The organism is Micromonospora sp. NPDC004540, assembly GCF_040610095.1.
GTDB lineage: Bacteria > Actinomycetota > Actinomycetes > Mycobacteriales > Micromonosporaceae > Micromonospora.
Genome location: NZ_JBEXLR010000053.1, coordinates 1 through 24,527, shown reverse-complemented (window position 1 = coordinate 24,527; position 24,527 = coordinate 1). Strand labels below are relative to the sequence as shown.

General features: G+C 72.6%; 26 protein-coding genes. 10 read left to right on the top strand and 16 right to left on the bottom strand.

Annotated features, from left to right (window positions below; translation table 11 throughout):
- Positions 1–4 precede the first annotated feature (4 nt).
- On the bottom strand, positions 5–1,249 hold the full coding sequence (locus tag ABZV78_RS18750) for an SGNH/GDSL hydrolase family protein (RefSeq protein ID WP_355640120.1): 1,245 nt from the start codon (positions 1,247–1,249) through the stop codon (positions 5–7).
- A 618-nt stretch (positions 1,250–1,867) separates the two neighbouring features.
- Positions 1,868–3,991 (bottom strand): ThuA domain-containing protein, encoded by a 2,124-nt coding sequence (locus tag ABZV78_RS18745; protein ID WP_355640118.1) that lies wholly within the window; start codon positions 3,989–3,991, stop codon positions 1,868–1,870.
- Positions 3,992–4,409: 418 nt separating this feature from the next.
- Here ABZV78_RS18745 and ABZV78_RS18740 point away from each other — a divergent pair, with 418 nt between their 5' ends.
- Positions 4,410–5,018: a hypothetical protein gene (locus ABZV78_RS18740; protein WP_355640116.1), complete on the top strand. Its 609-nt coding sequence runs from the start codon at positions 4,410–4,412 to the stop codon at positions 5,016–5,018.
- Positions 5,019–5,060: 42 nt separating this feature from the next.
- On the opposite strand, the gene ABZV78_RS18735 is transcribed toward ABZV78_RS18740, so the two are convergent.
- The 4 genes from ABZV78_RS18735 to ABZV78_RS18720 form a co-directional block, all read right to left on the bottom strand.
- Entirely contained in the window at positions 5,061–5,612 is a 552-nt protein-coding gene (locus tag ABZV78_RS18735) for a YciI family protein (protein WP_355640114.1), read from the bottom strand.
- 65 nt (positions 5,613–5,677) lie between these two features.
- Positions 5,678–6,061, bottom strand: a complete 384-nt coding sequence (locus tag ABZV78_RS18730; RefSeq protein ID WP_355640112.1) for an FtsX-like permease family protein — start codon at positions 6,059–6,061, stop codon at positions 5,678–5,680.
- 66 nt (positions 6,062–6,127) lie between these two features.
- Positions 6,128–7,504: a hypothetical protein gene (locus ABZV78_RS18725; RefSeq protein WP_355640110.1), complete on the bottom strand. Its 1,377-nt coding sequence runs from the start codon at positions 7,502–7,504 to the stop codon at positions 6,128–6,130.
- Positions 7,501–8,007, bottom strand: coding sequence for a SigE family RNA polymerase sigma factor (locus ABZV78_RS18720; protein ID WP_355640108.1), 507 nt, complete (start codon positions 8,005–8,007; stop codon positions 7,501–7,503). Before ABZV78_RS18720 ends, ABZV78_RS18725 begins: the two co-directional genes overlap by 4 nt.
- 120 nt (positions 8,008–8,127) lie before the next feature.
- On the opposite strand from ABZV78_RS18720, the gene ABZV78_RS18715 reads away from it, so the two are divergent.
- Entirely contained in the window at positions 8,128–8,514 is a 387-nt protein-coding gene (locus ABZV78_RS18715) for a hypothetical protein (protein WP_355640149.1), read from the top strand.
- Positions 8,514–10,910 carry a DUF4132 domain-containing protein gene (locus ABZV78_RS18710; RefSeq protein WP_355640106.1) on the top strand — a complete coding sequence of 799 codons (2,397 nt, stop codon included), beginning with the start codon at positions 8,514–8,516 and terminating at the stop codon, positions 10,908–10,910. The genes ABZV78_RS18715 and ABZV78_RS18710 overlap by 1 nt, the downstream gene beginning before the upstream one ends.
- An 84-nt stretch (positions 10,911–10,994) precedes the next feature.
- Here ABZV78_RS18710 and ABZV78_RS18705 read toward each other — a convergent pair whose 3' ends face one another.
- Both ABZV78_RS18705 and ABZV78_RS18700 read right to left on the bottom strand, forming a co-directional pair.
- Complete coding sequence (locus ABZV78_RS18705) at positions 10,995–13,100, bottom strand: PQQ-dependent sugar dehydrogenase (protein ID WP_355640104.1); 2,106 nt, start codon at positions 13,098–13,100, stop codon at positions 10,995–10,997.
- A 38-nt stretch (positions 13,101–13,138) separates the two neighbouring features.
- Positions 13,139–14,083 (bottom strand): LamG-like jellyroll fold domain-containing protein, encoded by a 945-nt coding sequence (locus ABZV78_RS18700; RefSeq protein ID WP_355640102.1) that lies wholly within the window; start codon positions 14,081–14,083, stop codon positions 13,139–13,141.
- A gap of 222 nt (positions 14,084–14,305) precedes the next feature.
- Here ABZV78_RS18700 and ABZV78_RS18695 point away from each other — a divergent pair, with 222 nt between their 5' ends.
- The 3 genes from ABZV78_RS18695 to ABZV78_RS18685 are packed head-to-tail and all read left to right on the top strand — an operon-like array spanning position 14,306 to position 15,976.
- Entirely contained in the window at positions 14,306–15,346 is a 1,041-nt protein-coding gene (locus tag ABZV78_RS18695; RefSeq protein WP_355640100.1) for a LacI family DNA-binding transcriptional regulator, read from the top strand.
- 55 nt (positions 15,347–15,401) lie between these two features.
- A complete protein-coding gene (locus ABZV78_RS18690; protein ID WP_355640098.1) occupies positions 15,402–15,731 on the top strand; it encodes a DUF4326 domain-containing protein in 330 nt (109 codons plus the stop codon).
- Positions 15,728–15,976 (top strand): hypothetical protein, encoded by a 249-nt coding sequence (locus ABZV78_RS18685; RefSeq protein WP_355640096.1) that lies wholly within the window; start codon positions 15,728–15,730, stop codon positions 15,974–15,976. The genes ABZV78_RS18690 and ABZV78_RS18685 overlap by 4 nt, the downstream gene beginning before the upstream one ends.
- Positions 15,977–16,010: 34 nt before the next feature.
- Here ABZV78_RS18685 and ABZV78_RS18680 read toward each other — a convergent pair whose 3' ends face one another.
- From ABZV78_RS18680 to ABZV78_RS18670, 3 genes are all read right to left on the bottom strand, one after another.
- Positions 16,011–16,541, bottom strand: coding sequence for a GNAT family N-acetyltransferase (locus ABZV78_RS18680; protein ID WP_355640094.1), 531 nt, complete (start codon positions 16,539–16,541; stop codon positions 16,011–16,013).
- Positions 16,542–16,637: 96 nt separating this feature from the next.
- Positions 16,638–17,330, bottom strand: a complete 693-nt coding sequence (locus ABZV78_RS18675; RefSeq protein WP_355640092.1) for an SDR family NAD(P)-dependent oxidoreductase — start codon at positions 17,328–17,330, stop codon at positions 16,638–16,640.
- Positions 17,331–17,510: 180 nt separating this feature from the next.
- Positions 17,511–17,819: a TraR/DksA C4-type zinc finger protein gene (locus ABZV78_RS18670; RefSeq protein ID WP_355640090.1), complete on the bottom strand. Its 309-nt coding sequence runs from the start codon at positions 17,817–17,819 to the stop codon at positions 17,511–17,513.
- A 480-nt stretch (positions 17,820–18,299) separates the two neighbouring features.
- On the opposite strand from ABZV78_RS18670, the gene ABZV78_RS18665 reads away from it, so the two are divergent.
- Positions 18,300–19,055: a BTAD domain-containing putative transcriptional regulator gene (locus ABZV78_RS18665; protein ID WP_355640088.1), complete on the top strand. Its 756-nt coding sequence runs from the start codon at positions 18,300–18,302 to the stop codon at positions 19,053–19,055.
- On the opposite strand, the gene ABZV78_RS18660 is transcribed toward ABZV78_RS18665, so the two are convergent.
- The 5 genes from ABZV78_RS18660 to ABZV78_RS18640 form a co-directional block, all read right to left on the bottom strand.
- Entirely contained in the window at positions 18,986–19,789 is an 804-nt protein-coding gene (locus ABZV78_RS18660; protein ID WP_355640086.1) for a BTAD domain-containing putative transcriptional regulator, read from the bottom strand. The two genes, ABZV78_RS18665 and ABZV78_RS18660, sit on opposite strands and share 70 nt — an antisense overlap.
- Before the next feature lie 81 nt (positions 19,790–19,870).
- Positions 19,871–20,245: a hypothetical protein gene (locus tag ABZV78_RS18655; protein WP_091308430.1), complete on the bottom strand. Its 375-nt coding sequence runs from the start codon at positions 20,243–20,245 to the stop codon at positions 19,871–19,873.
- A gap of 28 nt (positions 20,246–20,273) precedes the next feature.
- Positions 20,274–20,489, bottom strand: a complete 216-nt coding sequence (locus ABZV78_RS18650; RefSeq protein ID WP_355640084.1) for a hypothetical protein — start codon at positions 20,487–20,489, stop codon at positions 20,274–20,276.
- Positions 20,490–20,625: 136 nt separating this feature from the next.
- Complete coding sequence (locus tag ABZV78_RS18645; protein WP_355640082.1) at positions 20,626–20,859, bottom strand: hypothetical protein; 234 nt, start codon at positions 20,857–20,859, stop codon at positions 20,626–20,628.
- Between the two features lie 129 nt (positions 20,860–20,988).
- On the bottom strand, positions 20,989–21,174 hold the full coding sequence (locus ABZV78_RS18640) for a hypothetical protein (protein ID WP_355640080.1): 186 nt from the start codon (positions 21,172–21,174) through the stop codon (positions 20,989–20,991).
- 101 nt (positions 21,175–21,275) lie between these two features.
- Between ABZV78_RS18640 and ABZV78_RS18635 the strand changes: the two genes are divergently transcribed.
- The 3 genes from ABZV78_RS18635 to ABZV78_RS18625 are packed head-to-tail and all read left to right on the top strand — an operon-like array spanning position 21,276 to position 24,087.
- Positions 21,276–22,835, top strand: coding sequence for a phage tail sheath subtilisin-like domain-containing protein (locus tag ABZV78_RS18635; protein ID WP_355640078.1), 1,560 nt, complete (start codon positions 21,276–21,278; stop codon positions 22,833–22,835).
- An 11-nt stretch (positions 22,836–22,846) separates the two neighbouring features.
- Positions 22,847–23,368, top strand: coding sequence for a phage tail protein (locus tag ABZV78_RS18630; RefSeq protein WP_091261579.1), 522 nt, complete (start codon positions 22,847–22,849; stop codon positions 23,366–23,368).
- A gap of 5 nt (positions 23,369–23,373) precedes the next feature.
- Positions 23,374–24,087 carry a hypothetical protein gene (locus ABZV78_RS18625; protein ID WP_355640076.1) on the top strand — a complete coding sequence of 238 codons (714 nt, stop codon included), beginning with the start codon at positions 23,374–23,376 and terminating at the stop codon, positions 24,085–24,087.
- The last annotated feature ends 440 nt before the right edge of the window (positions 24,088–24,527 follow it).

The window sequence follows — 24,527 nt, the reverse complement described above, 5'->3', positions numbered from 1 at the left end:
GTCGCTACCGCTTGCACTCGAGTTGGCTGAGGTCGACGGCGTTGGCCATCGCCTCGTAGCCGGCGTCGCTGGGGTGCAGGTGATCGCCGACGTCGTAGGCCGGCAGGAACCGCTTGGGGTTCGCGGGGTCGCGGGTGACCTGGTCGAAGTCGATGACCCCGTCGAACTCGCCGCTGGTCCGGATCCAGGTGTTCACCTGCTCACGGATGACCTCCTTGGCGGGGCTGTAGTAGCCGGCGCCCTCGAACGGGGTCAGCGTGGCACCCAGAATGCAGGTCTGGTCGGCGTGGGCGCGGGAGATCAGGATCCGGTAGGCCGAGATGAGCTGGTCGGCCGACGTCGCGACACCACCCCCGATGTCGTTGATGCCCTCCATGAGGATGACGGTGCGTACGTCGGGCTGAGAAAGCACGTCCCGGTCGAACCTGGCCTGGACGTTCACGCCGGCGCCGTCAGTGAGGACCCGGTTGCCGGAGATGCCTTCGTTCATGACCCCGAACTGGTGCGCCGGGGGCTGTTCCGCGATGCGGCGGGCGAGGTAGTTCGGCCACCGACGGTTGGCATCGCGCGTTGACCCGTAGCCGTCGGTGATGGAGTCGCCGAGCGTGGCCACGGTGTCGACCTGCTCCCGTTGGTCGACGACCAGCGCATCGACCCAGTACCAGCGGGTCGCCTGCTGGGTGAAGGCCGCGCCGTCGGTGTCCGCGGTGTGATCGCCGGCCCCGGAGATGTAGTTGGTCTGCATGGCCAGGTTGTGCCCGGTCAGGCTGCCGCTGGCGCCCTTGATGTGGATGCTGACCGTGAGGTTGGTGCCGGCGGGCACGTCGCCCGGCAGCGGGTCGCTGAGGACCTCGGCGCCGTTGGGGACACTCACCGTGTTGCTGCCGGCGAAGGTGACCTGCCGGTTGGTGCCCGGTACGACGCCGGCGCCCCCGCTCTGAACGCCGACGTAGACCGAGTCGAAGGTCGCGGTGCGGTCACCGAACACGTTCGACAGTGAGATGCGCAGGTTCGTGCCGCCGATGCTGGTGTGAACGATGTTGCGGACCGTCTGGTCGGTGAATGACCCGCTGGTGCGGTCCGCGCTGGCGCCCCAGGTGACGACCTGGTCGGTGGTGACCGAGGTCGCCTGTGTGGAGGCGTCCGAGCCCGGTTCGGCGGCGACCGGTCCGGTGAGGGCGGCGACCGTTGCCAGGCCGACCGCAATGGCGAGCCCGGTGGTAACCAGGGACTTGCGTGAATGGCTCATCAGGAATGACTCCCTCAGTGGTGGGTGGTTCTGCTTGCGGCAGTTGCCCGGGCAGGGAAGGCCGCGCGGCGAATGGTCGACCAGGGATTGCGCGTTCGGCAGTCAGGCGCCGGGATCGCCGGCCGTTTTCTGCGTGCCAACGCATAGATCACATTAATTGCCCTGGGGGCATGATGCAGCATTGCGGTGCTGCAATTGAGTTGAGCGGCGCCAATCGGGCGACGAGCGGTTCTCATCTACCGACAAGCGGCTGGTCGCACCACATGCCCGACAGATCCACCGAACCGTTGGAGGTGGTCGGTTTCAGGTTCTCGGGACGTTTCGTGGATGGGTTGTGCGTCGGGTCAGCGCACACCTCTGCCCGGCCCACGGTTCGCTCTGTCGGGATCGGAATCCGACGGCGGGGCGGGGCACAGCGGGCCGATTCCACAGATCGTGTTCCGGCGGCGCGAATGCTCACCGGGAGGGACGGTCCGACGAGACCTCGCCAGGTCGCCGGACCCGCGGTGGTTGACCGAGGCCGGTGCCGTGCTGGCGACCGCCCGCAGGTCGCCTCGGGCGTTCCCGCCCGCGTTGCCGCCGACCCAAAGGGGGCCGGCGGCAACGCAGGGGGCAGAACTACTTCAAGGACAACATCCAGTCCCGCAGCTGGCGGGCCTGGCGGTCGAGTTCGGCGCGCGCCGCCTCGCTGCCGGCGGCGGGGTTACCGGCGATCGCGATGATCTGGTTGAGCGACGTGGTCGCCGTGTTGTAGTCCAGTTCGAGGTAGGCGGCCTGGGCGTCGTCGAGCAGCGCGGAGGCGGCCGCGGCCGACTCCGCGTCCAGGGCGCCGGCGGCGGCGTCGCCGCTGATCAGCGTCCGGGTCTGCCGGAAGGTCGAGCAGTTCGCCTCGGTCTGGTCGGCCGTCCAGTGGATGCCGCTCAGCAGGATCCGGGTGAACGGGTCGCGGTAGTACTGCGCGCGATCGTGGCCGAGGATGAGCGAGAACTCGCGTCCGCCGTCGTACTCCTGGCACCACGCGATCGGGTGGTCCCCGTCCATCAGGCGCAGCGGGTTGGTCGCGGCGTTGCCGCTGTTGAGGCTCCGCTGGTACGACGACTCGTCGAGGCTCAGCAGAGTGTGCACCTCGGCGCGTGGGTTGTGGTCGAAGTTGTACAGCTCGTCGATGGTGAGCCAGGTCTTCGGCAGGTGCGCGACCGCCGGGTTGCTGGGGTCCTCGGTGTTGACCCGCACGTTGATGCAGCTACCGCAGGTTCCTTCGCCGTTCTGGCCGCCGGGGTGGTTGGTGAACCACGCGCCGACCAGGTCGCGGTACCAGGGCACGTTGTGGATCGCGTCGGACGCGCCGTGCAGCCCGAGGTACCCGCCGCCGCCCCGGATGTATCCCTGGAAGGCGGCCAGCTCGCTGGCGTTGAGCGCGTCCGCGTCCGGCGCGCTGTTGGGGTTCGTCCCGTCCACCGGCGAGGAGAAGATGATGGTCTTGTACTTCGCCAGGTCGGCAGCGGAGGTGAACGGCGTGCTCGGCAGCGACGCCGGGGCGAGCCTCGGGTCCCAGATGTCGACGTCGAAGCCGTACTGCTCGCCCAGCCGCTGGATGAGCAGGGCGGTGTCGGGGATGTGGTCGTGGCGGAAGCCCTTGGTGGCCGAGAAGTACAACACCCGGAAGCTGGCGCCGGGGAAGTTCGTCGACGCCGCGAGCGGGGTGGCCGCGGGGATCGGGTTCGGTCCGGCGGTCGGTGTGACGGTCATGCCGGTGGCCGGTTCCTCCGGCAGCGTGTCGGTGATCTGCTGCTTCAGGTAGCGGGCGTCACCGACCAGCGTGTCCCGGGTGGCGCCGGGTTTCGTCGCCCGCTGTGCGGCGGCGACGAACTGGTTGAGGGCGCGTACCGCTCCGGTGGCGTCGTCCGCATCGGCCAGGCTCGCCGCCTCGGCCAACGTGGCGCGCAGGCTGTCCCCGGCGGCGGCGCTGATCCCGCCGCTGGTGATGGCACCGGCGAGGAGGGTGTCGAGGTCGACGAAGGACGTGGTCACCATGAAGGCCTGGTCGAACCGGGCCGCGTTGCCGGCCGCGTCGCTGGCCACGAGGCTGATCGTGTGCCCACCGGTGGCCAGGGTGGAGGTGGCGACGGGCAGCGGGGTGACCTCGGTCCCGTCGATCCACATGCGGTGGACGAAGACGCCGCCGGAGCCGGGCGCGGGGTCGGTCCGGGTCGGGATCAGCGTGGCGGTGTGGCCGACGCGCCCGTTGACGATGCCCGGCCAGCTGACCACCGGCGCGACGGTGTCGATCCGGATGGTGATGGTGCGGACAGCCTCGGCCGAGCCGTCGCCGCCGATGGCCCGGTACCCGACGGCGGTGCTGCCCTGCTGGGTGATCTGAACCGACCCGGTCAGGCTGGCGGGATACGGGGCGGCCGCGGACGCCGCGGTCTGGAACGGCGCCGAGTTGCCGAGCCGGTACTCCAGGCGCTGGACACCGTTGGCCGCGTCGGTGGCGGAGAGGTTCAGGGTGACCGGGCCGCGGTACCAGCCGTTGGTGCCGGTGGGGGTGGTAGGGCTGAGGATGGCCGGCGCGCTGGTGGGCGCGGCCCAGGCCGGGGTGCCGACGGCGAGGGAGCCGGCGGACAGGGATGCCGCCGGTAGGACGGCGGCGACGAGGCAGCGCAGCAGACGCCGTCGGGTGTCTCGGCCCGCGCGGGGGTGTGATCTGAGGGTTCGTGCGACCGGAGGTTGGCTGGACATGTGGTTCCTTTCCAGTTCCAGCATGGGAAGTGGAGGCGGATCTCGACGAGCCAGGCGGGTGTGGTGCTCCCGGCGAGAGGCTATCGCTGGGAACATCAGGAAGCTAGACGACGGACGCGGAAACTTTGTGCCGGTTCAGCAAAAGTGACGACCGCATGGAGCTAAAGTCTGCTGAGAAATGGTGCGTTTCAGGTAGCGACCCCGATGCGGCGAGGGCAGCGGCGGGCGCGCCGCCGCCCTCCACGTTGTCCATAGGTACGGCGGCTGGCTCGCGACCAGGAACGACGCTCCCCGTAGGACAGCAGCCGAGATCGGACACCCAATCATCAGCACGGGAAAGCGTCGGGTTTCCCGATCCGTGCGTCCTCGACACTCGTATCGTGACGATGACCCTGGTCAGCCGCGGACGGTGAGGTGCATGGACGACGCAGCACGTGAGCAGGCGCTGCTCACCGCCTTGACCACCGAGCATTTCGTGCTTCAGACCTCGCGCAGCGCGACCGTCACCGAATCGGTGGGCCGGGCGACCGTCTTCCTGTCGATGCTCTCCGCCGCGCTGATCGGGCTCGGTTTCGTCGCCAGCAACGCCGCACTCGTCCGGCCGTACCTCGGGGCGGTGCTGCCGACACTGGTGGTCACCGGCCTGCTCACCTTCCTGCGGCTGGTGCAGAACATGGTGGAGAACGAGCTGGATCTCGCGCGGATCCAGCGCATCCGGGCGTACTACCACCACCGGCTGGCCGGCGAGCACGACTTCTTCGCCGACGCGGTGCAGGGCGAGGGCATCATGCGGGCGACCTGGGCGGCGGTCGGTAACGCGCCCCGGCGGGCGCAGCTGTTGCTGACCACGGCGGCGATGGTGGGCGCGGTGAACGCGCTGCTGCTGGGGCTCGCGGTCACGCTGCTGGCGGGGCTCGCGGGGCTGTCGTCCGGGTTGGCGATTGGCATCGGCACCGGGTTGGCGCTGCTGGCCTTCGCCGCCCAGGTCGCCTACCTGAACCGCGCGTCGATTTCCCAGCCCGGGTAGGGATCACCCGGGCTGTGGCGCGACCAGAACCCCTTCCTCAGCTCAGGACGGCCGCCCGCCGAACGCCCAGTCGTGCACCTCGATCTCGGCGTACCGGTCCGGGGTCAGGACTGCGCGCGCCTCATCGGGATCCGTCGCCGCCACCAACGCCGCCGTGCCCAGCCACCTGCCGCCGTCGTCGGAGAGCAGCGGCCCGTACGCGATCAGCTCGTGCCGGTCGTGCGGCACGGCGAGGTCGGCGGGCTGCCCTGCGCCGAGGCCGAGCACCAGGTACCGGCCGCCGCCGGTCCGGCCCCCGGGAAAGTCCCACATGGTGCGCCCCAGCAGGTTGCGCCACCGGCGCAGGAGCACGTCCCGGTACGCACCGGCCTGGTAGTTGGGCTCCTCGAAGGCGAACGCCCGCGCGGCGGCGGAATCGGGCAGGTCGACGATGTGCACGCTGCCGGTGGGGGTTGCGCCGTCGGCCGCGAAGGTCGGGCCGCGGGCGATCATCTCCGCCGCGTACCGGTCCATGTAGGACCAATGCGCTTCCAGCAACTCCTCCCGCAGCGCCAGGGAGCCGGGCCGGTCGCGGTGGTAGCAGAAGAACTCCATGCCCACATCCTCGCCCGCCTCCGGACACGCGCCGTGCCCCGGGCTGCCCCGGCCGAAGTGCGGTGTCAGACCGTTCGTAGCGCGTCGGTCGGTGGGATGACGGCGGCACGCAACGCCGGATAGAGGCCGGCGATCGCGCCCGCGGCCAGCGAGACCCCGAGACCGCCCCAGAGAGCCTGCGCCGGGACGAGCACGCTCCAGCCCCGGTCGAGCGCGACGGCGGCGGTGACCGCGACGCCGATGGCGATGCCGGCGAGACCGCCGATCGTGGACAGGACCAGCGACTCGGTCAGGAACTGCGCGGCGACGTGACCGCGCGCGGCACCGAGAGCGCGGCGCAGGCCGATCTCGGTGCGCCGCTCCAGCACCGAGATCACCATGACGTTGGCGATACCGATCGCCCCGACGAGGAGCGCGATCGCTCCGAGGCCCAGGAAGAGCCCCCGCACCGGCTTTCTTGACGGCAACCTGGGCGGCGAGCGCGTCCGACGGGCGGCTGACCAAGGCGTTGAAAGCTATTCCATGTGGTGCTGTCGGAGCGACGCTGGCGGACGTTGCCGGCGCCACAGCAGGAACGCGGCCCCGAGGACCACGACGCCGAGAACGGCGGTCAGGAGCGTCGGCCAAGGGCCGCGTTGCGGGCGGCCGGAGTGGCGGACGCCCAACTCGGGCAGCAGTCCGGTGGCGAGGTGCAGGTCGAAGAGCTGGCAGCTCTCGATGCCGAGTTCGCAGGTGCTACCGGTGTCGAAACGGGACAGCGTCCGGCGGGTGCCGGCACCGACTTGCACCTCGGCCATAGACATGTGACCTGCGGCGTTGATGGTCGCGACGACCACACTGCCCATCGAGCGCCAGCCGAGCAGTTGCACGACGTCGGGGACCGGTGCCGGTGGTGTGCCGCTGCCCGTGACGGGCACGAACTCGATGTCGCCGACTTTCCACAGGAAGGTGCCGTGGTGGCCAGTGTCGCCGCCGGTGGTGCCGTTGAGCGGGCCCTCGTAGATCCATGGCACGGTGGCGAGGAGCCTGCCATCCGGCGACCAGCCGACCTCGGCGGCCAGCTCGCGTCCACTCGGGATCTGAACGCTGCCGTGCTCGCGGCCGTCGAGGTCGATGAGGTGGGCCACTTGGCCGACCTGCACGGCGATCCGGCGACTGTCTGGCGCGAACGCCGCCGTCCAGGCCGGCCGGATCGCCGGCACCTCGGTGCTGCGCCCGGTCTCCAGGTCGAGCAGCCGCAGCGTTCCGGTGCGGGCCACCTCCGCCTCGACGACGTTGACGGTGCCGAACTCGTCCGTGCCGCTGAGGGGCGCGGCGCTGTACGCGACGTGGCGCCCGTCGGGGGACCAGGCCAGCAGCCGCACACCGACCCGACCGCCGATCGGGATCGACCGGCGGGTGCCGGTGATCAGGTCGACGAGGATCAGGTCGCCGGTGGCGCCGCGATCGTCGCCGAGCAGCACGCGGGTGCCGTCCGGAGCGAGCAGCGCCGACGGGCGGTCCCGCTCCTCCATGGCGTCGACCCGCCGGTACGTGTCCCCGTCGGCCCCGACGACCAGCGACTGGAACATGTTGACCGTCTCGCCGTTGCCGTAGCCGTAGAGGGCGATCGCCCGGCCGGGCGGAGCCGCCGCGACGGTGCTGGTGAGCAGCGAATACCCGGCGAAGTGGTCCGGCAGGCCCGGCTTCGCCGCCGGGGTCGCCGGCCGGGCGGGCAGCGCGACGCCGGGCACGACCAGGCCGGCCAGGACGAGCACGACGGCCGCCCATACCGCGGCCGCGGCGATCCGGTGGCGGCGTACCGCGCGGCGACCCCGGGTCAGGACGGTGTCCAGGTAGCCGGGCGACAGCGGCGGCGGATCGTCCGGCAGGGTGGCGAACAGGTCTCTCATGGCGCGTCCGCCCCTCCCGGCACGTAGTTCGGCAGCAGGCGGCGCAGCGCCGCGATGGCGTACGCGGTCTGGCTCTTGACGGTCCCGGTCGAGCAGCCCAGCGCCGCCGCGGTCTGCGCGACGTCGAGATCCTCCCAGAAGCGCAGGACCAGCACCGCGCGCTGCCCGCGGGACAGTTTCGCCAGGGCGGCCAGCAGGTCGACCCGGTGCTCGGCGCCGGTCAGCGGCGTCGCCGCGGACGCGATCCCGTCGGCCACGAGCCGGACCCGGCGGGTCCAGGACCGCTCCCGTTCGGCCAGGTAGGCGTGGACCAGCATCGCCCGGACGTAGGCGTCGGGCGAGTCGGCGGCCGCTGCCTTCCGCCAGTGCCGGTACAGCGCGACGAGGCACTCCTGCACCAGGTCGTCGGCCGCCGACCACTGCCCGCACAGTCGGTACGCCAGCCGTCGCAGCCACGGCATCCGTGCCTGGACGTATTCGACGTACTCTCGTTCATCGCGCAACCCGGCCTCCCACCAACACTAAGAGTGTCCCGGGACCCGTTTCGGTTGTGGTGCCGCCGGGACCGGAGTCCGGGGGGTCGGAAACTGTCGGCCCGGTCTGGCAGGCTGACCGCCGTGGTGATGGTGAGCATCGTCGATGAGACGACCGCAGGTCGTGAGCCCGGCGCGTGGCATCTGGAGATCTTCGAGGAGCGGCTGCCGCTCCGCGAGGTCATTCGTCGCCGCGTGTTCCAGGAGGTCGCGGAGCACAACGCCCGGCGCTCGGGAGAGTTCCGAGGGCTGGTGCAGCCGGCGGAGACCGAGCGCGCGCTCAATGGCCCCCGCAGGTCCGAGCATCGCCCGCTCGACCCGCACCGCCAGTACGACCACGCGGTGGAGGCGTTCGGTCGAAACGGTTTCGTCGTGCTCGTCGACGACCGGCAGGTCGAGGACCTCGACGGGCAGGTCGACCTCCGGACCGGCACCGAGATCACGTTTCTCCGGCTCGTTGCCCTGGTCGGTGGCTGATGACCGCTGTGCTCCCCGACGCGACCCTGTCGCCGTACGCCGCCGGCCTGCTGCGGGTGATGACCGTTCCCGAGGCGGCGGCGGAAGACCCGGTCGACGGTCGGGTGGTGGACGGATCGCGGCTCAGCGACCGGGAACTCGGGGTGCTGCTGGCGGCCGCCTATCGCCTCGTGCCGGTGGATCCCGCCCACTGGGTGAGGCTGGGTGTCACGTCGGCGTGCCAGCGACGGCAACCGGCATTCACCCCGGAGTCGTGTGCCGCCCTGCTGTCCGCGCTCGTGGACGAGTTGACGCAGCCGTGGGGCTACGGGAATCCGGTGCTGGCCGTCAACGCGCTGCTCCGGTGCGAGGGGCCGTTGCCGGTGGAGGCGGCGCGATCGGCCGGGAAACTGGTCACGGCTCTCGGCGAACGGTACCGGGTCGATCATCCGTACTCGATGCTGGCCCTAGCCGGGCTTGGCGGCGGGTTGACCGCGCGCATCGGGAGCAAGCTGTTCACGTGGTCGCTGCGCTCGATCGCCCGGGACGAGGCCTCGGTGGTGTCCGCGCTCGGCCCCGTGGCGCAGGCGCTGCTCGCCGAGGCGAGCGGTGAGCGCTGCTACTACTCGCCGCCCCGGCTGCCGGACATGTGGCAACGCCTGGCCGACATGCCGGAGTACGCGTCGTTCGCGCGCCGGGCGCTCGATGCGGCACACCGACGGGTCGCCGACATCCAGTCCGGCAGGATCGCGTACAAGGCGGACGCGGCGTTCGAGAGGCACGAGGTGGGCACGCTCGGCCGGGCGGTGCGGGTCGCCCTGCTGCGCGACGAGCCGTGGCTGACGGATCTGCTGCGACCGCTCCTGCTGGGCGCCGCCGTGGCGCCGACCGCCGCCAGGACAGCCCCCTCGCAGGCACTGCTGCACGAGGTGGCCCGCGCCGTCGAGGATTTCCCCACGCCGGAGGCGTTGGCCGCGCTGCGGGCCGCTCGCGGCGTAGCCCGGCACAAGGGCGTGCTGAAGCAGCTCGACCGCGAGCTGCAGCGGATCGACCGGGCCCTGGGGGATCGGCCCGAGGTGGCGTTCCGACTGCCCGACCTCGGGTTCGGGCTCGATGGCGTCCGCACCGTGACCGTCGGCGGGTACGACGCGGTGATCACCCTGTCCCCCGATGTCGACCTGACGTGGCGGCGGGCGGACGGCAGGGCGCTGGCGAGCGTCCCGGCCGCCGTACGGCGCGACCACGCCGACACCGTGAAGGAACTGCGTGACCTGGTGAAACAGGCCCGGGGCCAGCTCGTGACGGTGGCGCGGTCGCTGGAACTCGGCTTCACCGCCGGCGCCACGCTGCCGTACCGACGCTGGCGTGACGAGTTGGCGGCGAACGGTCTCGGGTGGAACGTGGTGCGGCGCCTGATCTGGGAGGTGCCGGAGGCGTCCGGCGGATGGCGGGCGGTGCTCCCGACGGACGACGGTTTCGCGGACCTGAGCGGGACGCCGGTGCCCGCCCCCGAGCCGGACGCCGAAATCCGGCTGTGGCACCCGCTGAACACGTCGGCCGAGGAGATCCGGGGCTGGCGCGACGAGTTCACCGGTCGCGAGCTGCGGCAACCGTTCAAGCAGGCGTTCCGGGAGGTCTACCTGCTGACGCCGGCCGAGCTGGAGACCGAGACCTACTCCAACCGGTTCGCCGCGCACATCGTGCACTACCGGCAGCTCTACGCCCTGATGAAGGGCCGGGGCTGGGCGTGTTCGAGGCTGGGTCCGTGGGACGGCGGGGACACCGACGACGCGTACCGGGTCCTGCCCGGCGGGGCCTGGCGGGTCGGGCTCCGGCACGACTACCGCGACCAGCAACCGGACGGCATCGAGTGCGCCAGCACCGACCGGGTGTGGTTCGATCGCCGGGTCGGCGGCGCCTGGCGGACGGCGCCGCTGTCCGACGTTCCGGCCATCGTCCTCAGCGAAGCCCTGCGCGACGTGGACCTGTTCGTGTCCGTGACCTCGATCGCCGCCGATCCCCACTGGATGGACCGCGGGGACGACCGCTACGCCGACTACTGGCGGGACGCGAGCCTCGCGGAGCTGACGGCGACGGCGCAGGCCCGGCGGAGCGCGCTCGAGCGGATCATCCCGCGGACGAAGCTCGCCGACCGGTGCGAGCTGACCGATCGCCATCTCGTCGTGCGGGGACAGCTGTCCACCTACCGGATCCACCTGGGCAGCGCGAACATCCTGATGGAGCCGGGAAACACCTACCTCTGCATCGTGCCGTCCCGGCGCGGACCACACGAGCCGGTCTTCCTGCCCTTCGAGGACGACCGGCTCGCACTGATCCTCAGCAAGGCGTTCCTACTCGCCGACGACGACCGGATCACCGACCCGTCGATCGTGGCCCAGTTGCGCGCACGCCGCTGACCACCGCTCGGAGAGATTCGAGGGCACGACCGGCGCCGGTGGGACGGCGGCCACGGTGGCCGCCGTCCCACGGCGAGGCGGTCGTCAGGCCGCCGGCGTACCGGTCACGGTGAACAGACGGGTACGGCCGATGTTGTCGAACGAGCCGAAGCCGACCCGACCGAAGGTGAAGGTGGTGTCCTTCGCGGTCAGCAGCGGGTCCTTGAGCCCGTCGACGTAGACGGCGATCTCACCGGTGGCGGGCAGGTGCACGACGCGCACCTTGTGCCAGTCGGCGTCGGTGATCGCCGGGTTGGCGCCGCGGGAGCGCCCGTTCCACTGGTGGTCGATCCGTTCCCGGTCGGCGTTGTTGACCTTGAAGATGCCGTTGTGCGGGTAGATCGTGTTGTCGGTGGACAGGTGCGCGTAGTAGTACTGCGTGTCCGACTGCCAGCCGAACACGATGATGATGTCCCGGTTGGTGACCTCCACCGGGGTGTCGAGGCGGACCCGGGCGTCGATCTGGACCGACGAGAAGGCCGGGCCCTTGTTGAGGATGGCGTACTCGAACGGCCGGCGCGGGCCGGGCCGGCTCACGCCCGCCTCGGCGAGGATGACCTCGTCGCCGTCGAACTGCCACTTCGACGGGGTGACGGGCGTCCAGTTCTCCGCACCGCCGGTGTGGACCACCTTGGTGTCGCCCACGTCGCCCTCCGCCACCGTCTTCGTGCCGACCACCTTCCAGATCTTCCCGTTCGCCTTGGCGAGGATGTAGAGCTCACCGGCGGCGTCGGTGCCGAAGCGCAGGTCGACCCGCTTCGGGTCGCCGGGCGCGCCCGGGCTGGACAGGTCCTGCATGCGTACCAGGTCGCCGGCGGTGGTGTACAGGGCGAGCCGGTGGATCGGGGCGAGCCCCGTGCCGCGGCGCATCTCGTTCGCCTCGGTGTAGAGGACCCGGCCGTCGACCAGGTCGCCGAAGACGTACTTGCCGATCAGGTGCGGGAGGGTTTGGCCGCGGTAGACGAACCCGCCGGCCACCGCGACACCGACGTCCGAGGTGCAGTTCCAGCCCGAGGCCGGGTCGTGGTCGTACGCGGCCACCGGGTAGGTGTAGCCGTTCTTCGCGTCGTCGGCCGGCAGCGGGTAGAGCTTGTCGCACGGGTTGGTCGCGGTCTTGTCGAAGACCCAGTTGCCCTCGCGCTCGCTCCAGCCGAAGTTGTCGCCGGCCTGGACCTCGTAGATCGACTCGATGGCGTGCTCGCCGATGTGGCCCAGGTACATCCGGCCGGTGGCCCGGTCCCAGCTGAACCGGTGCGGGTCGCGGAAGCCGACCGCGTAGATCTCACCGAGCGCCCCGGCCCGTCCGACGAACGGGTTGTCGGCCGGGATCCCGTACCGGCCGTTGGGCGCGTTGGTGCCGCGCGGGTCGATGCGCAGCAGCTTGCCGTGCGGCATCCCCATGTTCTGCGGGTCGCCGTTGCGGTAGCCCTGGCCGCCGTCGCCGACGGCGAGGTAGAGCATCCCGTAGTCGGGGTCGTCCGGCTTCGCAGTCGGGTTGAAGTTGATCTCCTGGACGCCGTGGATCTGGCCACCGAAGCCGATCCGCAGCACCTCCCGGTGGGTGCCGGCGAACGTGTCCGCGGCCGGGTCGGTGGCCGTCCACTCGGTGATCACGGCCTGGTAGATGGTGTTCGGCTGGGCGTAGTCCGGCGTCCGGGTGGCGAGGGACGCCTGCTCGGTGTGGATGGTGTAGAAGCGGCCGTTGCGCCCGAAGTCCGGGTGGAAGGCGACGTAGCCGAAGCCCTGGCCGAGGCCGCGGCCGGAGAAGAACTGCGGCGCGAAGGTGGCCGCCACGTCCAGGTAGACGTGCGGCACCCCGTTCTCCACGAGGTAGAGGTTGCCGTTGAGGTCCGGCACGGACCGGCGTCCGGAGCCGTCGGGCAGCTCATTGATCGTGTTGATCCGGGCCTTGCGCACCAGCCGCTGGTCGACCGGTGCCGGGTTCGGCGTGGACTGCGGGAAGCTGGCGTACTCCTCGAGCACCAGCCCCAGCTGGGACTGGATCTGCGACTCGGGGATCGGGTCGTAGACGGCGCCGTCGGCCCGGGCGGGCCCGGCGACCAGGGTGGACAGGACGAGGGTGGCGGCAGTGACCCCGGCGGTGAGCGCGGCTCTGCGGAGCCTGCCGGTGCTGCCAGCGCGAATGAACACGCGGGTTCTCCTTCTCGGTGGGACGGTCCGAGGAACGGTCAGCGGGCCATGTAGCGGTACTGCTTGGCGATGTCGTCCGCCGGGATCACGCTGTCGAGGAACATGAGGCCGTCCATGCGGCAGTCGCACGGGTTGCGTTCCAGGTTGTTCTGCGGGAAGCTCCCGCCGATCTTGATGCCGCGCGGGTCGGTGGCGCTGGTGACGTGCGGCCCGGGTCCGTTGAGCTGCCACGGGTCGCCGGCGGTCGTGTAGAAGCCGTCGACCGGCTCGCCGTTGCGGTAGAGCGCCATGGTGCCGCTGGTGAAGTCGTAGGTGGCGGCGAGGTGCACCCACTCCCCCTTCGGCAGCAGGGTCCGCCAGTCCTCGTTCGCGGCGAAGGTCTGCGAGGCCCCGCCGTCGACGCGGCGGCCGAGGGCGACCAGGCGCAGCTGACCGCTGACGTCGATGAGTTCCAGCAGGGCGCGCACTCCGTGCCCGTCGGAGTCGCCGGTCAGCACGCCGGCCAGCCCGATCGCATTGAAGCGGTCGGCGGGGTTGGCGGTGGTGGAGTTCAGCGCGGGACCGTCCATGTCCCGCTTGAACCAGCCCATCACCGTCGTGCCCTCGGCGCCGTTGAACGCGCGCAGCGTCCGTACGCCGCTGGACGACCAGGTGCCGGCCTTCCAGTCGTCGTTGCCGGCGGCCTGCGGGTTGACCTGCCGGGTCTGCAGCGCGTCGCCGCTGCCCTTGTACGCCTGCTCGGGCACCCGCATGGCCGTGCCGCCGTTGACCAGCTCGATCTCGGTGCCGGAGCGGCCGAGGTCCCGCTCGAGCGCGGGGTCGCCGTCCACGGGGTGGTCGAAGTCGTAGAAGGCGACCAGGTGCGACCAGAGGGCGGGGTGGACGTCGTGCGGTCCGGGCCGGTCGGCCTGCGCCGGGCTCGCCGCCGAGGTGAGCGCCAGGGCCAGCAGGGCGGTGGCGGCGACGCGTCGAGGTCTTCTCATGGGGAGGTGCTCCCTTCGTCGGTGCGGTGGTGCGGTGACGAAAGCGCTTACGTACCGGACGTGGATCGATGCCCGGACACGTGGAGTTGGAGGCGGGTCGGGACAGGACGGTGACGGTGCCGCGCCTACGAAAGCGCTTACGTAAGCGCTTTCGTACCCTAGGCTGTGCCCTACGCCACACGCAAGAGCGCGGCGCGGATCAATGCCTGCCAGGAGTTGCCCATGCCCCGACCCGGACCACGGTTGCGTCTCGTCGACGTGGCGGAACGCGCCGGCGTCTCGCTGGCGACCGCCTCCCGCGCCCTCGCCGGCCGGGAGGGCGTCAGCGAGGAGGTGGCCCGGCACGTCCGCCAGGTCTCCCGCGAACTCGGGTACGTGGCCAACCCGTACGCCCGCACCCTCGCCGGCGGCGCCAGCTCCACCGTCGGCCTGATCGTCCACCAGATCGACGACCCGTACTTCTCCGAGATCGCCAGCGGCGTCCTCCAGGTCGCCGCCGAGGAGGGCATGCTGGTCCAGATCGCCCACTCCGGACGCGATCCGGAGAACGAGCTGCGCCAGCTCCGGCACCTCATCGCCCAGCAGGTCGGGATCATCCTCATCGCCGGTTCCGGCTACGACGACCCGCGCGTGGAGGCCGAGGCGCGCGCCGAACTCGCCGGCTTCCAGCGGACCGGCGGACGGGTCGCCGTCATCGGCCGGCACGCCCTGGGCGTTGACGCCGTGGTGCCGGACAACGAGGCCGGGGGCCGCGCCATCGGCGCCCACCTGCTGGCCCTCGGCCACCGGCGGATCGCCGTCGCCGCCGGCACCCCGGGCCTGACCACGGTCGCCGACCGGCTCGCCGGAGTGACCGCCGCGCTCGCCGAGCACGGGCACTCCCCCGACGACCTGGCCGTCGTCCACTCCGACTTCACCCGCGACGGCGGCCGGGTGGCCACCGAGCGGATCCTGCACTACCACCCGGAGAGCACGGCGATCATCGCGCTCAACGACGCCATGGCCATCGGCGTGCTGTCGGTGCTGCGGTCGCGGCGCATCCCGGTGCCGGAGCGCGTGTCGGTGGTCGGCTTCGACGACGTGTCGGTCGCCGCCGACCTGGCCCCCAGCCTGACCACCGTCCGGCTGCCGATGACCGAGATGGGGCGGATGGCGCTGAGCCTCGCGCTGAAACCGCGATCGACCCGGCCGCGGCGGCGCTCCACCGGTCACACGCTGGTCGTCCGCGACTCCACCGGCCCGGCGCCCGCGCCCGACGCCTGACGCACCGCTCCTGCGACACTGGAGGCACGGGCAGGAGCATTCGAGGAGCTGAGCCATGCGGGAAACCACGGTCGTCAACCTGAAGGGGCATCGCGACGACCCGGCGTACGCCGACGTGGTCTACGTCGGGCGGGCCATGTCCCGCGGCGGCTGGCGGCTCCCGCAGTCCCCGCTGTCCAGCCCGTACCGCCCCGGCCCGCACGGCACCCGCGACGAGGTGATCGAGAAGTACCGGGCGTACCTGCTCGGCCGGCCCGACCTGCTCGCGCTGCTGCCCGACCTGCGCGGGCGCCGGCTCGGGTGCTGGTGCGTGCCGGAGCGTTGTCACGCCGAGGTGATCGCCGAACTCGCCGACGCACCGCCGGAGTCGACGGCCCGGACATGATCCCGAGCCTGATCCTCCTCGGCCTCCTGCTCGGGCGCTGGTGGTGGCTGCCGCTGTCGCTCGCCGCCGTCGGTTGGCCCGTCCTGCTGGTCGCCACGGGGACGATGGACGTCACACCGAGCCTGGTCGCCGCGTCCGGGCTGGCGCTGCTGAACGCGGGCGTCGGTGTGGCGGTCCACCAGGGCGTTCTCCGGACCCTCCGGCGGCTTCGCCCGGAGCCGGACGGCCCGACACGCGGTCGGTGAGCGGGCCGGCGACCGTGGGCGGCGTCCCGGTCGGTCAGCCGAGCTTCTTGCGCAGGGTTTCGAACGCCAGGTCCGGGCGCAGCGGCACGCCGAACCGCTCGTCTCCGTACGGAAACGGGCTCAGCTCGCCGGTGCGGACGTAGCCGCGCCGCTCGTACCAGGCGATCAGGTCCTCCCGCTGCGTGATCACGGTCATCCGCATCTCGCCGCTGTGCCACTCCTCGCGCGCGTACCGCTCGGCCTCGGCCAGCAGCTCCCGGCCCAGCCCGCCCCCCTGCCGCCCCGGGGCGACCGCGAACATGCCGAAGTAGACGTGGTCGTCGTGACGCTCCAGCTGGCAGCAGGCGACGATCCCCGTGCCGTCCTCGGCGACCAGGACCGTCCCGCCCGGGCTCGACACCGCCTCGGCCACCATGTCCGGATCGGTGCGCTGCCCGGCGAGCAGGTCGGCCTCGGTGGTCCAGCCGGCCCGGCTCCGCTCACCGCGGTACGCCGACTCGACCAGGTCGACGAGGGCGGCCACGTCGGCGGGACGGGCGGTCCGGACGGTGTGCGGGCTGGTCATCGGCGGTCTCCACGTTCGCTACGGGTCACCGAGCCAGCCTACGCAGCCCGGTGCCTGAAGGATGACCGGAAGGGCGGCCGGGACCACGCGCGGTGGTTACCAGGGAATCGGGCCTTCCGCGTTGAAGAACCCGCCGGTCGGCCCGTCCGCGTCCAGCGTTGCGAACCGCACCACCACGGCGGCCGCCTCGGCTGTGGTCCGGGTAGCGCCAGGAGACATCTCCGTCAACGTGTACCCGGGATCAACAGCATTGATCTTTATGGCTGTCGCTCGTAGCTCCGTCGCGAACTGGACAGTCAACGCATTGACCGCGGACTTCGATGACGGATACGCGGCGGCGTTCCACTCTTCTGGCCAATCCGAGCTGGTCAGACTCAGCGAGGCAGACCCCGACGAGAGATTGACGATACGGCCGTCGCCTGCCGCCCGCAGCAACGGAAGCATCACGGTCGTCACCGTGAAGACGCCGATCACATTGGTCTCGAATGTGCGCCGAAACGAGTCGATCGGCAACTGGCTGGGCGGCGCATCGTCAACCGCGATAGCGGCATTGTTGATCAGCGCGTCCAGCCGTCCATACCGACGATCGACCCATTCGGCGGCCGCCCGAACCGTCGCCTCATCCGTAACGTCCAGCCCGACGTACTCGGCAGCCACGCCAACCCCGGCCAGCCGCTCTACCGCCGCCATGCCCAGCCCACGATCACGCGAAGCGACGATGGGCACGTATCCCAACCGTCCGAGCTGTCGGGCAACCTCGAAACCGATACCGCGATTCGCCCCTGTCACCAGAGCGACCAGGCTCCCCCCACTTCGCACCCGGCGATCGTAGCCAACACCTATCGGCAGTAACGGGTGCGCGGACCTGACCGGCGTCAACCCCGAGCACGAGCAGGTCCTGTTGGACCGGCTCGGGCACCGGCTGGCGGAGCGCCGGGCCGTGCGGTGACGGCCCGGCGCCCACCCCGGTCAGCCGTGCTTCTGCTGGCAGGGCACGCAGAAGGTGGCGTGCGGGAGCGCCTCCAGGCGCTCCACCGGGATCGGCCCGGCGCACCGCTCGCAGCGGCCGTAGCCGCCGTCGGCCATCCGGCGCAGCGCGTCGCCGATCTGCCCCAGGCTCTGCCGGGTGGCCGCGATCAGCGCGGCGCGGGTGTGCGCCTCGCCGGGGTCGCCGGTGTCCGCCGTGAGTTCGGTCAGGCGGGCGGTCTGCGCCGCGAAGTCGTCGGTCAGCGTGGCGCGCAACCGGGTGAGCCGGTCGTCGTGCAGGTCGGTGCCCATCTGGATCCCCTTCCAGGAAAAAGAAAAAGGGCCGAAGCCGGATGGCTTCGCCCTGGGTGGCCGTACGCGGATGAACGGGATCCGGGTGGGCCACGGTCGGTGGGGATCGGGCTCGGCAGGCCGTGGATGGGCGCGACGGAGCGGGTGCCCGCCGGACGGGCGGGCACGGCTTCCGGACGCCGGCGGTGGGCAGCAGCGGGCGCCGCCGCGGTGGCGGCGGTCGCGGACAGCAGCCCGGCCGGGTACATCCGCCCACCATAGGCCAGCCCACGCGGTTCGCCAACGACTTTGCCCACCCGCCTGCGCGCCGGCCCGGAGACGGCCGTTCGGCCGATCCGCGCCGCCGATCGGGACCGGTGACCGGGCCGCGCGGACGAACGGGATGTCCGGCCACCGACAGGCCCGTTCCCGGAGACCCGCCGGCTGCGGTATCGAGAGGTGACCCTCCGCCCCCACCCCGCAACAGAGCGGAGCGCCGACGTGTGGATCAGAACGGGAACAGCGCCGGAGGCCGTACCCCCGCAACGGGTCGGCTGGCGAATGCGGCTGCTCGGCGGCTTCGCGCTCGACCGGGACGGCGAGCCGGTCGCCCTGCCGACGACCGCGCAGCGGCTCGTCGCCTTCCTGGCGGTGCGCGGCGCGTCGGACCGGGCGCGCACCGCCTGGTCGATGTGGGCGAGCAAGCCGGAGGAACGGGCCTCGGCCGACCTGCGGACGGCGCTGTGGCGGCTGCGCAAGGCCGCGCCCGGGCTGCTCGCCGACTCCACCGGCGCGCTCGCGCTGGCCGCCGGGGTGGCGGTGGACACCCGCGCCCTCAGCGGCCGGGGCCCGGTCGACCCGGCGTTCCTGCGCCGGCACGCGGCCGACGGCTGCCCCGACCTGCTCCCCGGCTGGTACGAAGACTGGGTGCTGATGCACCGGGAACTGCTGCGGCACCGGGCCCTGCGGGCCCTGGAGGACGCCGCCGGCGCGGCGATCCGGGCCGGTGACCCGGCCGCCGGGCTGGGCTGGGCGCTGGAGGCGGTCGCGGCGGACGCGCTGCGGGAGAGCGGCCACCGGCTGGTGCTCACCGCGATGCTGGCCGACGGGAACGTCAGCGACGCGCTGCGCCACGCCGACCTGGTGGTCCGGCTGCTCGCCGAGCAGTTGGGGGTGCGTCCCTCGGCTCAGCTCATGGCGCTGATCGAGGAGGCGCGCTCGCGGTCGGCGGTGGCCGCCGGCCGGGCGCGCGGATAGGCGTCGAGCAGTTCGGCCAGCCGCGGATCGGGCTCCATGTCCAGTTCCCGGGCGAGCAGCCGGCGGTAGGTGTCCAGGCCGCGGCGGCCCTCCACCCAGTTCCCCTCGGCCAGGTGCGCCTCCAGCAGCACCCGCTGGGCGCTCTCCCGCAGCGGCTCCGCCCCGGCGGCGGTCAGCGCCACCTCGACGGCCTCGGCGCAGCGGCCCGAGCTGACCAGGTGCCGGCTCATCGCCTCCATGCCGTGCAGCACCCGCTGGCGGACCCGCTCCCGTTCGGTGAGCACCCAGTCGTCGTACCAGCCGGGGAGCAGGTCGAACAGGATGCCGCCGGTGGGCAGCGCGGTCAGGTCGGCGCCGGCCGGGCGGCCCGCGATCAGCCGGCCAGCCCATGCGGTGACCAGGTCGATGTCGACCAGCACGCCGGGCCGGAACGACAGGTGGTGCCGGTCCACCCCGATCAGCTCGACGTGCGCCTGGTTGAGCCGCCACAGCGCCGAGCGCAGGTTGCCGGCCGCGCGCGCGTCCGGGGCGTCCGGCCACAGGGTGGCGGCGGCGTGGCCCCGGTCGAGGCGGCGGCGGTGCAGGGCGACGTAGACCAGCAGCCGCTTGCTGCCCTCGGGCACGTCGTACCAGCGGGATCCGTGGCTGACCCGGACGTCACCGAGCAGCCGCAGCACCGGACCGGACCCGGCCGGCTGGTCGGCGACGAGGGCGTCGACGAAGTCGGCGGTCATCCGGGACCTCCCCTGCGGCGCGGGTCTGCCCCGGCAGGGTAGAACGCGCTGCGTCACCCCGGCGTCACATCGCGACGCCCCTCAGGGGGTGACGTCCCGGCCGACCAGGATGTCCAACCGGGCCGGTTCGGCGGTGTCGTTGGTGAAGGTCAGGCTCGCCGGGTCCGCGCCGAGCAGCCGCGCCGCACCGGCGCCGAGGAAGGCGTGCGCGCCGTCGAGCGCGATCGCCGTGCCGTCGATCTCGTACGACAGGTCGGCGCTGGGCGTGGCCGGCACGATCAGCACCATCCCCACCCGCTCGGTGCCGGCGGGCACCAGGTCCACCTGCTGGCTCTCCCCGGCCGCGATCTCCACCGAGACCTTGTCGTACGCCTCGACGTCGACGACGCCGGTGGCCGCGATCTGCGGCCCGTGGGCCACGCGGACCTGCAGACTCCAGTTGATCTTCTCGGTCATGTGCCTTCCCTGGGTCGGGCGGTGGGCGTCACCGCGGTCGGTGTCCGGCGAGGATGTCCACCAGTCGGCTGCGCACCACCTCGACGACCGCGTCCGGCGAGGTCACCGCCCGGCTCTCCGGCCGGCCGCCGGCCAGGTCGAGGCAGCTCGTCACCAGGGCGCGGAAGCCGAGCTCGTCCGGCCGGTCCTCGAACCACACCCGGACGACCACCACCCCACCGCGGTCCGGGTCAGGGGTTGTCACGGGAGGGCCTCCGGGGCGGGAGTGTGGTGCGCGGGCCGGCCCAGCCTCCCGCCCGCCCGTCACCGGCCCGTCGTCCACCGCGTCACCAGGACGGCGGCCGGAGGCCCCAGGGCAGAGACCCGGGGCCGTCCGATCGTCACTTCTGCCGGTACGCCGTCCAGACCGCGAGGCTGAGCCCGACGGCACCGGCGAAGGCCATACCGGCACGGAGGATGGCGTCGGCCAGCTGGTGGGTGCTGAGCCAGACGATGAACCCCGTCCAGCTGGCTACCAGCAGCGCGACCAGGAAGATTAGGGCGAACGACATGGCCCTGTTGCCGCCCGGGTCGCTGGGCGGCTGCTGCGACGGCGACGCCGGCAGTACGGTCATGGCTGTCGTCGCTCCTCTCCGGACCCACCGCGTTCTGGGTCACCTACGCCGCCAGCCTAGGCCCGACGGCTCGGCGCCCCCCTCGGCGACAACAGCCCCCGGGGCGGGCTTCGCGGGCCTGCCACGACCTCACCCTGGCCGGGCCGGGTGGCCGGCGGCCCGCAGGTCGAGCCGGGAGAGCCTGCCGGGCATTCCTCGGCTGCGCCCAGCTTCCACCTGTCGTCGAACAAGGTGGACCCGTACCCGTCCATCGCCGCTGCGTGGGGTCACCGGGTCCACCAGGAACGACATGTCGTCGGTGACGATCTCGCTCATCCCCTCCCCGGGTCGACACGGTCGGGTGACGGCGCGGTGACGGGCGGGCGGCACAGTCGCGCCAGCGGCGTACGGCACGCCCGTGGAGTCGAGGAGTCGTCATGGCGGCAACGCTCAGCCATCCCGGGGTCTACATCCAGGAGATACCCGGCGGCAGTCGCACCATCACCGGCGTCGCCACGGCCGTGGCCGCGTTCGTCGGGCGGGCGCTGCGCGGGCCGGTCGACGTGCCGGTGGCCATCTCCTCGTACGCGGAGTTCGAACGCACCTTCGGCGGCCTGTGGCGGGACAGCGGCCTCGGCTACGCCGTGCGCGACTTCTACCTCAACGGCGGCAACCAGGCGGTGATCGTCCGGCTGGCCCGGGACGCGACCAGCGCGCAGCTCGACCTGAACGGGGCGCTCACCCTCGAAGCGGTCGGGCCGGGCGGCTGGGGCAACGGGCTGCACGCCGAGGTGACGCACGCGACCGGCGAGGAGGCCACCACGGTCGCCGACCAGCAGGGGGTGGACGCCGACGAGCTGTTCCACCTGACCGTTCGGGAGGGCCCGGCGGAGAATCCGGTGCTGGTCGAGACGTACCCGAACGTGACCCTGGTGGACGGTCCGCGGCGGGTCGACACCGTGCTGGCCGCGTCCCGGCTGGTCCGGGTCGGCTCGTCGCCGGCGCTGCCCGGCACCGGCCGGCCCGACGCGGGCGGCTACGACGTGGACACCGCCGACCCGGCGGCCACCGGCGTCGACGGCACCCACCTGACCGCCGCCGAGTACACCGACGGCGGCGCGCTGGAGGGCACCAAGCAGGGCATCTACGCGCTGCGCGACGCCGACCTGTTCACCCTGCTCTGCCTGCCGCCGTCGGTGCCCGACCAAGCCCTCGACGACACCGTGTGGGCCGACGCGCTGGACTTCTGCGTACGCCAGCGGGCCTTCCTGCTGGTCGACCCGCCGCCCACCGAGACCGCCGACACGGTTCGGGCCTGGCTCGGCGCCCGCGGGCTGACCGCCAACGGGCGCAACGGTGCCCTCTACTTCCCCCGGGTACGTCGACCCGACCCGCTGCGCGACGGCGCGGTCCGCGAGTTCGCGCCCTGCGGCGCGGTCGCCGGGGTGATGGCCCGCACCGACGCGGCGCGCGGGGTGTGGAAGGCGCCCGCCGGGGTGGAGGCGGCCCTCGCGGGGGTGACCGGGCCGGCGCTCGCCCTGACCGACGGCGAGAACGGCAACCTCAACCCGTACGCGGTGAACTGCCTGCGCACCTTCCGGGCCACCGGCACGCTGGTCTGGGGCGCGCGGACGCTGCGCGGCGCGGACGTGCTCGCCGACGAGTACCGGTACGTGCCGGTGCGGCGGCTGGCGCTCTTCCTGGAGGAGACGCTGGTCCGGGCCACCCAGTGGGTGGTGTTCGAGCCCAACGACGAACCGCTGTGGGCGCAGGTGCGCGCCTCGATCGGCGGGTTCCTCCAGGACCTGTTCCGGCAGGGCGCCTTCCAGGGCCGCACCCCGCGGGAGGCGTACTTCGTCAAGTGCGACAGCGAGACCACCACGCCGTACGACATCGACCGGGGGGTGCTGAACATCCTGGTCGGCTTCGCGGCCGTCAAGCCGGCCGAGTTCGTGGTGATCGGCATCCAGCAGCGGACCGCGGCCGCGGCGACCTAGGAGGGGCGGGCATGGCCGAGTTCACGGTCAACGCGCAGCGCTTCGACCCGTACAAGAACTTCAAGTTCCGGGCGAAGTGGGACGGGCGATACGTCGCCGGGATCAGCAAGATCGGCACGCTGAAGCGGAGCACCGAGGTGGTCACCCACCGGCACGGTGGCGACCCGAGCAGCAGCCGCAAGTCCCCGGGGCGCACCGAGTACGACGCGATCGTGCTGGAGCGCGGCGTCACCCACGACCCGGACTTCGAGCAGTGGGCCAACAAGGTGTGGAACTACGGCTCCGGGCTAGGCGCGGAGACGTCCCTCGCGGACTTCCGCAAGGACATCATCATCGAGATGTACAACGAGGCCGGCCAGCTGGTCATCGCGTACAAGGTCTACCGGTGCTGGGTGTCCGAGTGGGTGGCGCTGCCCGAACTGGACGCCAACGCCAACGCGGTGGCCATCCAGAGCATCAAGCTGGAGAACGAGGGCTGGGAACGCGACTACACGGTGGCCGAGCCGGCCGAGCCGTCCTTCGTCGAACCCTGACCGCGATGACCGCCCTGGACGACCCCGGCCGGCTGCTGGCGGTCTGGGAGGCTGCCGCGACCGCACCGCCGGCGGCCCGCGGCCCGGTGCTGCTGCACGGCGCCGGGCTCCTGCCCGACCTCGACGCCGCCCTGGACCTGCCGGTCGGCGCGGTCGCCGCGCTCGCCGCCCGGCTGCACGCCGACACCTTCGGCGACCCGGTCGACACCGTGCTCACCTGCGGCTGCGGCGAGGTCCTCGACGTGGCGCTGCCGCTGGACCCGGTCGCCGCGCTGCCCGCCGGGGACAGCGGGACGGTCGACGGCGGCACGCTGCGGGTCCGCGCCCCCACGGCCCGGGATCTGCTGGCCGCCGGGCGGTCCGCCGACCCGCTCGGCGCGCTGCTCGCCCGCTGCGTCCGGGACGCCGCCGACCGGCCCGTCGCCCCGGGCGAGCTGACCGCCGAGCAGCGCCGGGCCGTCGACGCCGCCGCCGAGGAGCTGGCCGGGGCCGCCGCCGTGGTGCTGCGGACCCGCTGCCCCGGCTGCGGCGACGGCGTGGTCGCCGCGCTGGACGTCGCCGAGCTGCTCTGGGAGCGGGTCGCCGGCCGCGCCCCGGCGGTGCTGGCCGAGGTGGCCACCCTGGCCGCCGCGTACGGCTGGGCCGAGGCCGACATCCTCGCCCTGCCGGCCGGGCGGCGGCGCGCGTACCTGGCCCTCGCGGCGGGGCGGGCGGCGTGAGCGGCGAGGCGGGTTTCTTCGCCCGGATGGCGCAGCGGGCCACCGGCCGGGAACCCGTCGTCCGCCTTCGCGCCCCGCAGCCGTTCGAGGCCACGGTCCCGGACTTGCCCGCCGGCGCTCCGGTCGAGGTGCCCGCTTCGTCGCCCGAGTCCGCCGTACCTTCTTCCCCACGGGCAGCGCCGGACCGGCCGGCCACCCGACCCGTCCCGGCGGCGCGCCGGAGCGCCCCGGCACAGGCGCTGTCGACGGTCCCAGAGCCGTCGCCGGCCGACCGGACGCCGCCGGCCGCGCCGCCCGAGGCCGACCCGACCGCACCGGCCGTTCCGGAGCGGCCTGCGGCCCGCGCCGAGGCGGCAGGCTCGGCAGGCCGCGATTCGGACGTTCCGCCGGCCGCCGCCCCGCCCGCCGCCGCTCCCCCGGCGGCCACCAGGCCCGCGCCC

Coding starts and splice junctions, on each gene's coding strand:
- ABZV78_RS18750 (WP_355640120.1), bottom strand. CDS start 1,249: ATGAGCCATTCACGCAAGTCCCTGGTTACCACCGGGCTCGCCATTGCG.
- ABZV78_RS18745 (WP_355640118.1), bottom strand. CDS start 3,991: ATGTCCAGCCAACCTCCGGTCGCACGAACCCTCAGATCACACCCCCGC.
- ABZV78_RS18740 (WP_355640116.1), top strand. CDS start 4,410: ATGGACGACGCAGCACGTGAGCAGGCGCTGCTCACCGCCTTGACCACC.
- ABZV78_RS18735 (WP_355640114.1), bottom strand. CDS start 5,612: ATGGAGTTCTTCTGCTACCACCGCGACCGGCCCGGCTCCCTGGCGCTG.
- ABZV78_RS18725 (WP_355640110.1), bottom strand. CDS start 7,504: ATGAGAGACCTGTTCGCCACCCTGCCGGACGATCCGCCGCCGCTGTCG.
- ABZV78_RS18715 (WP_355640149.1), top strand. CDS start 8,128: ATGGTGAGCATCGTCGATGAGACGACCGCAGGTCGTGAGCCCGGCGCG.
- ABZV78_RS18710 (WP_355640106.1), top strand. CDS start 8,514: ATGACCGCTGTGCTCCCCGACGCGACCCTGTCGCCGTACGCCGCCGGC.
- ABZV78_RS18700 (WP_355640102.1), bottom strand. CDS start 14,083: ATGAGAAGACCTCGACGCGTCGCCGCCACCGCCCTGCTGGCCCTGGCG.
- ABZV78_RS18695 (WP_355640100.1), top strand. CDS start 14,306: ATGCCCCGACCCGGACCACGGTTGCGTCTCGTCGACGTGGCGGAACGC.
- ABZV78_RS18690 (WP_355640098.1), top strand. CDS start 15,402: ATGCGGGAAACCACGGTCGTCAACCTGAAGGGGCATCGCGACGACCCG.
- ABZV78_RS18685 (WP_355640096.1), top strand. CDS start 15,728: ATGATCCCGAGCCTGATCCTCCTCGGCCTCCTGCTCGGGCGCTGGTGG.
- ABZV78_RS18680 (WP_355640094.1), bottom strand. CDS start 16,541: ATGACCAGCCCGCACACCGTCCGGACCGCCCGTCCCGCCGACGTGGCC.
- ABZV78_RS18670 (WP_355640090.1), bottom strand. CDS start 17,819: ATGGGCACCGACCTGCACGACGACCGGCTCACCCGGTTGCGCGCCACG.
- ABZV78_RS18660 (WP_355640086.1), bottom strand. CDS start 19,789: ATGACCGCCGACTTCGTCGACGCCCTCGTCGCCGACCAGCCGGCCGGG.
- ABZV78_RS18655 (WP_091308430.1), bottom strand. CDS start 20,245: ATGACCGAGAAGATCAACTGGAGTCTGCAGGTCCGCGTGGCCCACGGG.
- ABZV78_RS18645 (WP_355640082.1), bottom strand. CDS start 20,859: ATGACCGTACTGCCGGCGTCGCCGTCGCAGCAGCCGCCCAGCGACCCG.
- ABZV78_RS18640 (WP_355640080.1), bottom strand. CDS start 21,174: ATGAGCGAGATCGTCACCGACGACATGTCGTTCCTGGTGGACCCGGTG.
- ABZV78_RS18635 (WP_355640078.1), top strand. CDS start 21,276: ATGGCGGCAACGCTCAGCCATCCCGGGGTCTACATCCAGGAGATACCC.
- ABZV78_RS18630 (WP_091261579.1), top strand. CDS start 22,847: ATGGCCGAGTTCACGGTCAACGCGCAGCGCTTCGACCCGTACAAGAAC.
- ABZV78_RS18625 (WP_355640076.1), top strand. CDS start 23,374: ATGACCGCCCTGGACGACCCCGGCCGGCTGCTGGCGGTCTGGGAGGCT.